Annotated in this window: 15 protein-coding genes and 1 pseudogene; 15 read left to right on the plus strand and 1 reads right to left on the minus strand. The window is 67.5% G+C overall.

The window, feature by feature from the left end:
- Window positions 1–33: 33 nt before the first annotated feature.
- On the minus strand, window positions 34–1,236 hold the full coding sequence (gene dprA, locus M3195_RS04670; RefSeq protein ID WP_251585396.1) for a DNA-processing protein DprA: 1,203 nt from the start codon (window positions 1,234–1,236) through the stop codon (window positions 34–36).
- Between the two features lie 129 nt (window positions 1,237–1,365).
- Between dprA and M3195_RS04675 the strand changes: the two genes are divergently transcribed.
- The 15 genes and pseudogenes from M3195_RS04675 to M3195_RS04740 all read left to right on the plus strand — a co-directional run bounded on the left by M3195_RS04675 (window position 1,366) and on the right by M3195_RS04740 (window position 12,227).
- Window positions 1,366–2,670: a recombinase family protein gene (locus M3195_RS04675; RefSeq protein WP_251585397.1), complete on the plus strand. Its 1,305-nt coding sequence runs from the start codon at window positions 1,366–1,368 to the stop codon at window positions 2,668–2,670.
- Window positions 2,671–2,825: 155 nt separating this feature from the next.
- On the plus strand, window positions 2,826–3,044 hold the full coding sequence (locus M3195_RS04680; protein WP_251585398.1) for a hypothetical protein: 219 nt from the start codon (window positions 2,826–2,828) through the stop codon (window positions 3,042–3,044).
- A gap of 82 nt (window positions 3,045–3,126) precedes the next feature.
- Window positions 3,127–3,552, plus strand: coding sequence for a hypothetical protein (locus tag M3195_RS04685; protein WP_251585399.1), 426 nt, complete (start codon window positions 3,127–3,129; stop codon window positions 3,550–3,552).
- 65 nt (window positions 3,553–3,617) lie between these two features.
- Window positions 3,618–3,761, plus strand: a pseudogene (locus M3195_RS17175) (helix-turn-helix domain-containing protein); the annotation flags it as partial.
- A gap of 395 nt (window positions 3,762–4,156) precedes the next feature.
- Window positions 4,157–4,462 carry a hypothetical protein gene (locus M3195_RS04690; protein ID WP_251585400.1) on the plus strand — a complete coding sequence of 102 codons (306 nt, stop codon included), beginning with the start codon at window positions 4,157–4,159 and terminating at the stop codon, window positions 4,460–4,462.
- A 62-nt stretch (window positions 4,463–4,524) separates the two neighbouring features.
- The gene (locus tag M3195_RS04695) at window positions 4,525–6,015 is read left to right on the plus strand and encodes a hypothetical protein (protein WP_251585401.1); all 1,491 of its coding nucleotides are present in this window, start codon (window positions 4,525–4,527) and stop codon (window positions 6,013–6,015) included.
- Window positions 6,012–6,206: a hypothetical protein gene (locus M3195_RS04700; RefSeq protein ID WP_251585402.1), complete on the plus strand. Its 195-nt coding sequence runs from the start codon at window positions 6,012–6,014 to the stop codon at window positions 6,204–6,206. The genes M3195_RS04695 and M3195_RS04700 overlap by 4 nt, the downstream gene beginning before the upstream one ends.
- A gap of 285 nt (window positions 6,207–6,491) precedes the next feature.
- The gene (locus M3195_RS04705; RefSeq protein WP_251585403.1) at window positions 6,492–6,761 is read left to right on the plus strand and encodes a hypothetical protein; all 270 of its coding nucleotides are present in this window, start codon (window positions 6,492–6,494) and stop codon (window positions 6,759–6,761) included.
- A 38-nt stretch (window positions 6,762–6,799) separates the two neighbouring features.
- A complete protein-coding gene (locus M3195_RS04710) occupies window positions 6,800–7,861 on the plus strand; it encodes a phage portal protein (protein WP_251585404.1) in 1,062 nt (353 codons plus the stop codon).
- A complete protein-coding gene (locus M3195_RS04715; RefSeq protein ID WP_251585405.1) occupies window positions 7,854–9,428 on the plus strand; it encodes a phage major capsid protein in 1,575 nt (524 codons plus the stop codon). Before M3195_RS04710 ends, M3195_RS04715 begins: the two co-directional genes overlap by 8 nt.
- 15 nt (window positions 9,429–9,443) lie before the next feature.
- Complete coding sequence (locus M3195_RS04720) at window positions 9,444–9,821, plus strand: hypothetical protein (RefSeq protein ID WP_251585406.1); 378 nt, start codon at window positions 9,444–9,446, stop codon at window positions 9,819–9,821.
- A gap of 3 nt (window positions 9,822–9,824) precedes the next feature.
- Complete coding sequence (locus M3195_RS04725; RefSeq protein ID WP_251585407.1) at window positions 9,825–10,190, plus strand: hypothetical protein; 366 nt, start codon at window positions 9,825–9,827, stop codon at window positions 10,188–10,190.
- A gap of 10 nt (window positions 10,191–10,200) precedes the next feature.
- Window positions 10,201–10,617 (plus strand): hypothetical protein, encoded by a 417-nt coding sequence (locus M3195_RS04730; protein ID WP_251585408.1) that lies wholly within the window; start codon window positions 10,201–10,203, stop codon window positions 10,615–10,617.
- 110 nt (window positions 10,618–10,727) lie between these two features.
- Window positions 10,728–11,102 (plus strand): hypothetical protein, encoded by a 375-nt coding sequence (locus M3195_RS04735; protein WP_251585409.1) that lies wholly within the window; start codon window positions 10,728–10,730, stop codon window positions 11,100–11,102.
- Window positions 11,103–11,108: 6 nt separating this feature from the next.
- Complete coding sequence (locus tag M3195_RS04740) at window positions 11,109–12,227, plus strand: hypothetical protein (protein WP_251585410.1); 1,119 nt, start codon at window positions 11,109–11,111, stop codon at window positions 12,225–12,227.
- The last annotated feature ends 1 nt before the right edge of the window (window position 12,228 follow it).

The raw sequence follows: 12,228 nt of genomic DNA on the forward strand, positions 1-12,228 counted from the left end.
CGCCGCGACCGGGATGAGCCCCCGGAGTCCGTATCACCCCTGCCGCTCGCCCGAGGTCCTTCGCTTCCACCCGTGCTCGGTTCGCTGCACCGAGCCCTCCAGCTCGAGAACGCCCAGGAGCGCTCGCACCGACGCCGGTGAGATACCGCTGCGGCGGGCGACTTCATCGGCGTCCCACGCCGTTCGCGCACTCATCGCGTCGAGGAGCCTGGTGTGCTCCGGCGAATCACGGGGCACCAGCGACGTGGCATTCGTCGACGGACGCCACAACTCGCGCACCTCCTCCGCAGTGGTCACGCAGCGAGCGTCGTACTCTCGCAGCAGTCGATGGCATCCGGCCGACGCGGGAGACGTCACCGGCCCCGGTACGGCGCCCAGCGGACGTCCGAGGGTAGCGGCATGCCCTGCCGTGTTCAGCGACCCACTGCGCCAGCCGGCCTCGACGACCACCGTCGCGTCGCCGAGCGCCGCTATCAGCCGATTGCGTGAGAGGAAGCGCCACTTCGTCGGCGCCGTCCCGCAGGGCACCTCGCTCACGACCGCCCCCGCCTCGGCGATCCGCTGCAGGAGATCACGGTGTCCCTGCGGGTAGGCCCGATCGACCCCGCCGGCGAGGACGGCGACGGTCGTGCCGCCGACGCCGAGGGCGGCACGATGAGCGGCGCCGTCGATGCCGTATGCCCCGCCGGAGATGACGGCGACCCCTGTCGCCGCGAGGTCGCCCGCGATCTCGCTCGCCACCTGCTCACCGTAGGAGGTGGCCGCTCGCGCTCCGACGATCCCCACTCGTTCGGTCGTGCGCAGAGCGGAGACCTCTCCCCTGACCCACAGGACGAAGGGTGTGTGGGCGCCCAGATCGCCGAGTGGCTCTGGCCAGGCGTCATCCCCGGGGAGCAGCAGTCGTGCTCCGAGACGCGCGGCGTCTCGCAGCGCGGATCCGACACCGGTGGCTGAGATTCGGGGACGCCAGCGCGCGACACCCTCGCGGAATGCCCGACCCCCTTGGCGAGGGGTGAGGAGCCCGCCCATGAGTCCTTGCACCAGCGTCTGCCAGGCAGCAGACGCGCCCATCTCCGCCACGAGCGCGCCAGCGACCCCGTCGCCGGGCTCGGTGACGACCGACCAGGCGACTCGCGCCAACACCTCTTCCGAACTCTCTCCCGCATTCGCGGACGGTCCTCTGAGAAGGGCGAGGTCCTCGCGGATCGATTCGTCCCTGAGGAGGTCGTCGATCATGCGGCGTACCCCCGCTTCAGGTAGAGGGCTCGTCCGACCTGCTCGAGCCCTGGCCGATCGAGTCCGGCGAGATCCGCCATCGTCCACGCGAGTCGCTGGACGCGTTACAGGCAGAGGTACGGTGTAACCATGCGAGCCGCCATCTACCTGCGCCAGTCCCTCGACAACGCCGAGGGCATCGACCGTCAGCGCGAGCGAACCCGGAGCCTCATCACCGCCCGCGGGTGGACTCTGTCCGAAGTGTTTACCGACAACGACGTCAGCGCGAGCAAGCAACGCGGTCCTGACACGGGCTGGGGCCGCATGCTTGCGTCCGACGCCGATGTGGTGGTGGCCGTCGACCTCGACCGGCTCCTCCGCGACGTGCGCGACCTGTCCGTGCTGATCGACTCGGGCAAGTTGGTCGTCACGGTGGACGGCGAGATCGATCTCTCGACGGCTGACGGAGAGTTCCGCGCCACGATGCTCGCCGGTATCGCCAGGTTCGAGGTGCGGCGGAAGTCGGAGCGTCAGCGTCGAGCGAATGACGCTCGTGCGCGTGCTGGCCGCTGGGTCGGCGGTCGACGCCCGTTCGGGTTCGAGGATAACGGCATGACTGTTCGCGAGGACGAGGCCAACGCGATCCGCGAGGGGTTCCGCGCGTACGTCGGCGGCGACACTCTCTCGGCCGTGGCACGCGCGTGGACGGCGGCAGGGTTCACAACCGGGCAGGGCGGCGTGTGGGAGCGCACGGCGGTGCGCGCTGTGCTGTCGAACCCCCGGTATGTGGGGAAGGTGCGACACCGCGGAGAGATCGTCGCCGACGCGGCCTGGCCCGCCCTCGTGGACGTCGACACATGGGAGGCCACTCAGTCACTCATCAACGGGAGCCGAGGACGACGAACCCGCGCGCAGAGCCTCCTCACTGGTGTCGGGCTGTGCGGCGTCTGCGACTCACCGCTCCACGCGGGTGGCAACGCGCGGCGCGGGGTGCGTGGGTACAGATGCAGCGCGTCCCTCGGGCACGTCGCGCGCATGGCGGAACCCGTGGAGGAGTATGTGGACGCTCTAGTGGCAGCGCGCCTCGATATGCCAGACGCGACGAGTCTCGCGCAGTCTGCCGAGGCGTCTCCCGAGGACCGAGCACGGTTGGATGCTCTCAGGGTCCGAAGGGAGGCGTTGGGAGTCGAGTTCGCTGACGGCAACCTCACGGCGGAGCAGGTGCGAGCAGCAACGGAACGCCTCAACGTTCAGATCACCGATCTCGAAGCGCGGTTGGCGGATTCTGGTCGCGCACGCGTGCTGGGCGACCTCGGGAGCGGGTCGGCGTACCTCGCTCTCTCCGACTCACGTCGCCGCCAGGTGATCGACACCCTCATGCGGGTGCGTGTTATGCCTCCGGGCCGGGGCACGCGCACATTCCGCCCGGAGAGTGTAGTCATCGAGTGGAAGTGATACACCGTCAATCCATAAAGCCCAGTTCAAAGGTTATTTCTCGCTTGCGCTCAACGGATCACCTGCGTTAGAGTCGACGTATACGCACACGGTCCCCTTGGACCAGGACCACCTCTCAGACAGAGCGGTGGAACTTCTCCAAGAGGGCCGTTTCCATGTCCACCGACATTCCGACGCCGAGAAGCGCGAGTGCGAGCCTTGCCGGGATCGCGTCCAAGCGCCGCGACGACCCTGCGGCCGTCGCCAGTGCTCGCGCCCAACTCGCCGCAGCGAACATCCAAGCCGCGATTCAGAAGAACCTCGCGGACGCTCCCCCGCTCACCGCTGACCAGACGGAACGTCTGACCGCTCTCCTCCGTGGCGGTGCCCGGTGACGTGGGTGCGCGAGGCCGTGACGTTCACTGTCCTCGCTCTCTCGCTGTTCGCCATCGTCAGCGGACTCACGGGGGTGTTCTCGTGAGCAAGCTCGCTGTGACCGTCACACGCCACCCGTCCGAGGGATACGGCCTCACGTTCGAGTACGCGCCGCGCATGGTGCAGGCGATCAAGACTCGTGTGCCGTCGAGTGAGCGTCGCTACGACCAGGCCACGCGCACATGGTGGCTGTACCGCCGTACCGACCTCGAAGCCCTCCGCTCGGCCACGAACGGTTGGGCCACGTTCACCGTCGCCCGAAAGTCCACGATGAGCGACTTCCGGGTGTCTCAGGCGACCATCCAGGCGCGCAACGCTGAGGCACGCACCGAGACGCGCAAGCTTGCCATCCTCTGCCGCCACTGCGAGCAGCCGATCACGATGAAGGGCCACCAGTGGGTGCACGCGTCCGACGGCTCCCCGTGGTGCGGCATCGAGACGCACGCCACCCCGAAGGGTTCGCGATGAGGCTCCCGCGAAACGCGATCCTCCGCTATGACCTCGCGGACATGCCGAGGGTTGGTGAGGCTGGGATGCGCCTCCTCCTCGTCCTCCTCGTGCTCGCCGCCGCGGACGGCACCGTGCGCGAGAGGCAGGGCGAGCTGGCGACGTACGCCGGGGTGTCACGCTCCACGTTGCGTGAGGCGTTGGCCCGCCTCCGGGACGCGGGAGTGATCGAGTTCGATGGCGCTCGCGGGCGCACCACCGAGTACCGAGTGATGTCGCGATGGCTCTCGGATATGGCCGGTGGACCTGCCATATCGCAGAAGGCTGAGGGTGCAGATATGGCCGGTGGACCTGCCATATCGACCCCGGATATGGCCGGTGGACCTGCCATATCGGCCCGCCCCTCTTACCGTGACCGCCCTCGCGCGCGCGTTCAAGACCAGAACCTACCCAAGACCGCAAGCAACAACCGGTCTAAGAAGGTCACCACTCCCCCTGTGCTGGGGGGTTCGGGGGTGGCAACCCCCGAGGACACACGCCGCGACAACCGTCAGCCGGACAACGTCACCTACCTGCGCCTCCCCGCCGCTCACGCGACGGACAACACCACAGCCCAGGTGATCCGATGACCGGACACCACAACGACCCCACCTACCGACGCAACGCCGCCATCATCCGACAGCGCACCCGCGCAGACCACGCAGCCGGACGACCCGTCTGGTGCATCGGATGCGGACGCGACATCGCACCCACCCAGACCTGGGACGTCGGCCACCGCATCGACGCAGCACGAGGCGGCACACACAACCTCGACAACCTCGGACCACAACACCGCGGCGAGAACCGACGCGCAGGCGGACGACTCGGAGCACAACGCACCAACAACACCAACGGCACCAGCCGTGCGAGCAGAGGGCTACCCACATGGTGAAGTGCGACCCGACCACGACTCCTTTGAGAGAGGACGCCAGAACCCCCGCTAAGGCTCTATCAGTGGCGGTTTTGTCCGACCGTGACGACTGGCTGAGCCTGCGCGCACGCGCGTTGCCGCCTCTGCATGTGTCCGAGTTGGTGACGACGGAGGATGACCGCCGCGAGTTCCTGCGTGGCGCTGAGATGTTGCGGTTCTACGGCGACGGCGCGATGCGGGGCCGCGTGCCCCAGCCTCAGCAGTTGTTGGTCGTCGATGCGCTCGCCGCTGGGGACTCTCGCAACGCCGTGCTGTTGCCTCGCCGCTCGTCGAAGTCCACGACGCTGATCGCGATTGCGCTGGGCCGCGCTGAGGCTCGCGAGGACTACCGCGTGGCGGTGCTCACGCTCACGACGGGTAAGGCGGGACGTAGCCGGTTCCAGAAGGACGTGGTGCCCGCGTTGGACAGGTCGACGGATCGCGAGCAGGTCAAGATCGTCCGCGCCGCGGGTCAGGAACGGGTCGAGTTCCGTGAGTCTGGCGGCATCGTCGCATGGCTGTCGACGATGGATGATCTCCGCGGTGAAGCGTTCGACCTCATCATCCTCGACGAAGCGGGCGAGCCAGACCCGCAGAAGGTGGAGGACACGCTGGCCGCGGCGATGCCGACGCTGGACACGCGTCCAGATGCACAGATCGTGGTCGCGGGCACGGCTGGGAAGTACCGAGCGGGGAACCTCCTCTGGGACTGGCTGGAGTTGGGTCGCAAGGGACGTGCCGGGATCGTCGAGTACGCGATGCCTGACACGGTTCAGGACGAGGACGTGGAGACGTGGGAGCAGGTCGAACCTCTCATCCTCGCCGCGCACCCCGGCATCGGCACGCTGACGACGCTGGAGCGCGTCCGGGGCAACTTCGAGACTCTGCCTCGCCTCGTGTTCATGGCCGAGTACGGCGGTCTGTTCGGCGACGAGGGCGGCACCACTACCCTGTTCGACCCCATGAAGTGGGCGCGTACGGGTGTCGATGGCGCGTTCCCCGAGCCGCCTGACCGGTTCTCGCTCGCGTTCGCGCCGCACCCGGACCAGACGTGCGTGTCCGTCGTGGCCGCATGGCGTGATGACGACGGGCGGGCAGTGGCACTCCTCCTCGACGATGTCGCGGGTATCGACAAGGCGGTGCCGGTACTCGCGCGATTGGCTCGCACGTACCGCGTCCCCGTCGTCTACGACGCCGGATCGCAGGTCGCACAGCTGATCGTCGAGAAACTGAACCGGCTCACCCCGCGTCCCAAGTTCGAGCCATACACGTACGCCGACGTGAAGCGCGCCGCCTCCCTCATCGTCGACGAGGTCGACCGCGAGAACGTGATCCACTACCGCGATCAGACCGTGTTGAACGAGGCGGTCCACCGCACGGTGAAGCGCAAGTCGGGTGACCGCGGATGGTTGTTCGGGCGCGCGCCGAAGAACCCGGAACACAACATCACGCCTGTCGAGGCGTGGGCGCTCGCTCAGCAGCACTACGACGGGTACAAGCCCAGGGTCCGCGCACGGGGACGGGTGGCGGCATGACCTACCGTCTGTCTCTCGACTGCACGTCGAACGGGTGCCTCATCCTCTGCGGAGACTGCCCGACGTGGTTCGCGTTCCGCTCCGACCGTGAAGCCGCGTGGAGGGCGGGCCGGGACCACGAACTGCGTGTGCACCCCGGCTCCACCCAGGCCACGGCGGCGCTCCACCTCATCAAGCGGAGGTGCAAGTGACGAAGCGACTTCCGCCCCGAGAGATGGCCTACCCGCGTCGCCGGATCAACGAGGCGTTGGCTCGGTTGATCGCGTGCCCAGTGTGCGTCACCTTCACCGTCAAGGTCGCGAGCACCGGCAAGCGCACTGTGCGCTTCCGGTGCGCGTGCAGCCTTGTGTTCACGGTCCCTCTCGTCGTCCTCAACACGCGTCTCGGGCTTGGCCGACCCCGTTCCACAGGCGGGTGACCCGCGGATGTCGCGACGCACCGTCTGGGTAGACCGAAGCTCGGACACGTACCTCGCCGTGTGTACCAAGTGCGACCGCACCTGGGGTCCGTGGCCGTTCCTGGCCCCCGCTCAGACGTTCGTACGAGAGCACTCCTACGAGCACCTGCAGGTCGAGAAGAACGACCGACGCCGCGGCGCGTGGGATGAGGAGCGCAAGGCTCGCCAGCGCGAGTACAACCGCGCCCACAACGACAAGGTGAGGCGAGCTGGACCACGCGATCCAGGCATCGATAACCCGCAGTGGGGAGCGCCGTTTGCGCCGGGGTGGAACCGCCGCCGACCGTAGCGCTTTGGGATGCAATAAGCGGGTTCGACGCTCTGCGCATGGCCCGCCTGTTCGACCTCCTCCGCCCCGTGCGGGTGACCGACCGCGTCCATGCATCCGCCTGGGCACCGATCGTCACGCCGAATCAGACGTCGACCCTTCCGATGGTCGTCTACTCGGAATTCTTCGCGGGTGAGATCGCCGAGGTGACCCGCTTCGGCGCGCTCCAGATTCCGGCGTTCAAGCGTGCGCGTGACCTCCTGACCGCGACCATCGCGGGAACTTCCCTGAAGCAGTACCGCGAGGGCGAGGACGTCACCCCGGACTGGCTCACGAACAGCGCATCCGGCGTATCGCCGTACCACCGCATGCTCGCCATCGTCGATGACCTCCTGTTCTACGACTGGTCCCTTCTCGCAGTGCAGCGCGACGGCTCTGGGCAGATCATCGACGCGCTTCGCGTCCCGTTCGAGCAGTGGGCGGTCGACGACCTCACCGGCAAGATCACCGTTCAAGACCGTCCGGCCAGTGCCGAGGAAGTCATCCTCATCCCCGGTAACGGCTCGGGCGGCGTCCTGCAGACCGGCGCGCAGACCATCAAGGGCTACCGAGCGATGGAGCGTGCCTGGGTCGGTCGCGTCCAGAACCCCATTCCGCTCGTCGAACTTCACCAGACCACCGACGACCCGCTCACGGACGGCACGGTCGACGACGAGGACGACGAGATCGCACGTCTCACCTCCGACTGGGCGGCGGCGCGCATGTCCCCCACCGGCGCTGTGGGCTACACGCCCCACAACGTTGAGCTCCGCGTCCACGGCGACGTGAAGCACGAGCTGTTCGTCGAGGGTCGAAACGCCTCCGTCCTCGACATCGCGCGCCTGTTCGGCATCCCCGGCTCCCTCCTCGACGGGTCGATGGCGACGGCGACTCTCACTTACTCGACGACTGAGGGTAAGCGCTCCGAGTTCGACATGTATACAACGCCGCTGTACCTCGACCCCATCGAGGCGCGGCTGTCTTTGGACGACGTCGCCCCCGCTGGCGAGGTCATTCGCTTCGACCGATCCGCACGGGCCTCGGTTGCGGCCCCCGCCCTCCGGGAGCCTCTCAATGACTGACGCCACGTTCTCTGTCGACATCGCCGCGCGCACGATCCGCGGACTACTCCTCCCCTACGGCGAACTCTCGAGTCCGTCCGTGTCAGGCACCGAGCCGATCATGTTCGGCAAGGGCACTGTCGCGCTCCCGGCTGACCCGTCCATCGTGACGCTCAACGAGGGCCACGACTCCCTTGAGGTTCGCGGGCGTGCCACCGCCCTAGAGGAGACGGACGCCGGCATCGTCGCGGAGTTCTCCGTCGCCCGTACCCCCGAGGGCGATGCCCTCCTCGCCAGTGCCAACGCGACGCCCCGCCCTCGCCTGAGCGCCGAAGTCCGCGGGCTGGTGCGCCGGGGCGTTGACGCGATTTCGGGCGCTCTCAGGGGCGCGGCGGTGGTTCCCCAGGGCGCATTCCAGTCCGCGGCCCTGTTCGCTGCACTCGACCCGATCACCGATGCGCCCGCAGATGAGCTGCGCGAGGTCATCACTGACGCCGTCACCGACGCGCTTGCCGCCACTCAGACCCCCGAGGCGGCGACCGTCGCCCCGGACACCACCGAGGCCACGGAGGCCGAGGAAGACCAGAAGGAGACGACTGTGGCTGACGCAGTTGTGCCCGCGACCCTCACGGCTCCGGGTGCCCCCAAGAAGGACGAGACGACCGCTCTGGGGCTGTTCGCCGCAGTGGCGGGAGTCAAGAGCGGCAACACCGAGGCCGTCAAGGCGTTCGCTGGCGGTGACGCGGCGTTTGCCATCGCCACGGTGCAGCACTCCGGCCCGTCGACCGTGACCATCGGTGCCGACGTCCAGGTGCCGAACTACGTCGGCGAGCTGTGGAAGCGTCGCCGCTACGAGCGCCGTTTCGTGCCTCTCATCGGCCACGCCGCGCTCACTAGCTACAAGGTGATCGGCTGGCAGTGGGACGACGGCAAGGAGCCGGTCGTGGGTGACTACGCGGGGAACACCGCCGAGATTCCGTCGAACGCGCTCGACACCAAGCAGATCAGCGTGGACGCGTCCCGCCTCGCGGGTGGTCACAAGATCGACCGCCGCTACCTGGACTTCAACGACCAGGGCGTCATCGCGTCCTACTTCGACCACATGACGGAGGACGTCGCCCGCAAGACCGACGAAAAGGCGCTGGCCGCGATCATCTCCGCCGCAACGACCACCGCTCCCGGCACCGTGCCCTCGGGCATCGCGAAGGGACTCGCCGCCATTGTGGACGGCGCGCTCGGTGTCATCGGCACGGAGAACGCCCCGTCGTTCGCTGTCGTCTCGCCCGAGCTGTGGCGTGACATCATCCTGTCGCCGAAGGACGACGTCCTCGCGTACCTCAACGCCGGGTTCGGTCTGGAGGAGGGTTCCGCCGCAGGGTTCAAGATTCTCCCCGGCAACGTCGGCACCGGCAAGGTCATGGTCGGCGCGAAGGAGGCTCTGACCTTCTACGAGCTGGGCGGGGAGGCTCCGATCCGTGTCGAGGGCATCGACCCCCACCACGGCGCCTTCGACCCCGCGGTGTTCGCCTACTACGCGGTGCTCGTCAACAACGCGGCAGCCATCCGCTCCGTCACGGTCGCGGCCTGATCGGAGGGCGGGAGCATGGCGACCTGGCACACCCCGGACACCGTGCGGGCCGAATGGCCCGACGCGGTGCAGATCGACGATGGCCTCCTCGGGGAACTCGTCATCGTCGCTCGGGACGCCGTGATCGCATACGCTCCCGCCCTCCCCCAGCCGTCCGACCCGTCGTTCGAGCCGGGGTTCGGGCACGGCCCTTTCGGCGGCATCAGCGACGAGAACATTCCGACTCGCTATCGGCTCGCTCAGTTGATCCAGGTCAAGAACGTGTGGAACGCGACCATCGCGAGCGGGTCGGGTGACCTCGGAGGCGAGACGTATACCATCCAGCCCCGCCCGCTCGACTGGCACGTGAAGGCGCTGCTTCGTCCCGCCGTAGGTCGCCCGAGGGTGGGTTGACCGATGAGCGTCCGAAAGTACCTCGCAGACCACATTCGGCCTCTCCTCCCGACCGGCTGGGTGTTTTACGACCACGACAGGTCGCTGTCGACGGTCGGGAAAACCACCGCGCTGCTCATGCACACGCGGATCGAACCCGGACCTCAGCAGGGCGTGCTCACCCACACCGTCGCGTTGACCGTGGTGGAACCCACCCAGGTGGAGGGCCACATGGACGACCGCCTCGATGACGTTCTCGAAGACCTCATCCCGCTTCTGCGACTGATCCCCAACGTCCAGTTCGTAAGCGCTGAGCGCGCCGCGTACCCGGCGAACGACCCCGCCTATCCGGCGTGGTCGATCCAACTCACCGTCCAGACCACCGCCTAGGAGGCAAATCATGGCAACGATCACTGTCGCCCCGTTCGTGCTGAAGGACGTCCTTCTCACGGTCGGCACCGACAACTACGAGGCTCACGTCTCGCAGGTGGAACTCACCCCGAGCGCGTCTACCCAGACGTGGCAGGGTCTCACCCCCACCAGCGTGCACACCGACATGTCCACCGCGACGTGGACGTGCACGCTCGCGTACGCCCAGGACTGGGAGACGGCCAACAGCCTCAGCGTCTACCTCTTCAACAACGAAGGTCAGACGAAGTCGGTCGTATTCCGTCCGCGCTCTGGGTCCGGGCCGTCGTTCGAGGTGGACGTTATCGTGACGCCGGGAGCCATCGGAGGCTCCGTCAACAGCTTCGCCACCGCGACGGTCACCCTCGGGGTGAAGGGTCGTCCCGAGCTGGTTCCGGCGACCCCCTGATGCCCCTCCAGATCAGCGCTCGCGATAGCCGGGAGGTGCAGGCAGCACTCCTGGCTATCGCGGGTGCGGGTCGGGAAATTCAGGCGCAGCTGCGTCGCCACACCAAGCGCGTGGCAGAACCAGAGTGGACGCGTGGTTTGGAGAAGCGCGCCTCCTCCAAGCTCGACCGCAAGGTTCTGGTGAAGACCGCCCGCGTCCAGGTCCGCGATACCAATGTCGTTCTCCGCTCGGGTGCGGTCGGGAAGTTGAAAGACCTCACCCGACCCGTCGAGTTCGGTGGCGACCGCAACCAGACGAAGACCTATCGAGGTCGGCGCGGCTCGGCGCGGTTCCCCGTCACCCGTCACACGGCCCGACAGCTGGGGTGGAGGCGCAAGGGAGGCCGCGTGGTGTGGCCGACCGCCGAAGACCTCATCCCTCGCATGGTCGCGCTCTGGGTACAGACCACGATCCGCACGTTTCACGAAGCCCTCGAACGGAGGTGATTCCGCATGGCCGTCAAGGACATCAATATCCCCATCACTGGGGACGCCCGCGAGTTCATACGCGAGACGAGGAACGTCGAGAACGCTCTAGACGACGTCGCAGACTCGCTGGACGACATGACCCGTGACACGAAGCAGGGCGCGGATAAGGCGGAACGTGCCGTCGAGGGGCTGGAGGACAAGTTCCGGGAGGCCGTACGGCGGGCGAAAGATGTCGGCGACGCGGGCAAGGACGCTGGCGATGACGTCCGACGCGGAATGGACCGCGCCGAGGAGGGCGTGTCCGAGTTCAAGGACGAGGCGCAGCAGACCGCCCGAGAGGCCGCCGCGAGCTTCGACGGGTCGTTCGAGTCCATCGGCGAAGTCGCCCAGGAGGTTGCCGCCAACGCCTTCTCCGGGTTCGGTCCCGCGGGAACCGCAGCGGGTATCGCGGTCGCAGCTGGCGCGGGCGTGATGATCGACGCGATCACCAAAGCCTCCGAGGCGTTCGACGAGGCCAAGGAATCCGCATTCGAGATGGCCTACTCGGTAGGCGGAGCACTCCAGACGGCGGGCGTTCAAGCGCGTATGTCCGAATGGTCGAACGACACCGAGAAGTGGAAGCAGATCACCGACCTCGCCGTGGCATCGGGGTGGGACGAGATCGACGTCCTGACCGCTTTGGCGAAGGGCGGCGATGACCTCGACCGGCTCAGCTCCGCCTTCGCCGATCACGGTATGCAGACGATGCTCACGAACGGGCGGCTGACCGAGCTGGATGGCGTGCTGCGAGGAGTGAAGGACGGCTACATGTCCGGTGCTCAAGCCGCCGAGGTGTCGGCCCGGGCGCTCTACGATTACGCCGCTCAGGCGGGCGAGGCGACAGGTAAGACCGATGCCCTCGGGAACTCGATTGTGCTACTCCCGGATAACACGGAGGTGGTCGTCAATGCACAGACCGGCAAGGCATCTACCGACGTCAACGCGTTCGACTCCAAGGTCCGCAACCTCCCCGACGGCAGCGTAGCCGTCAACGTCGACACCTCGGGCGCTGAGCGCGCCATGAGCGACTTCGTCGGACGTCGCCGCACGGCGACCGTCTACGCCCGCGTCGTGGGCGAGACCTTCGGAAAGGGCGTCTACTGAC

It is taken from the genome of Microbacterium hydrocarbonoxydans (genome assembly GCF_023715885.1).
Classification (GTDB): domain Bacteria; phylum Actinomycetota; class Actinomycetes; order Actinomycetales; family Microbacteriaceae; genus Microbacterium; species Microbacterium hydrocarbonoxydans_C.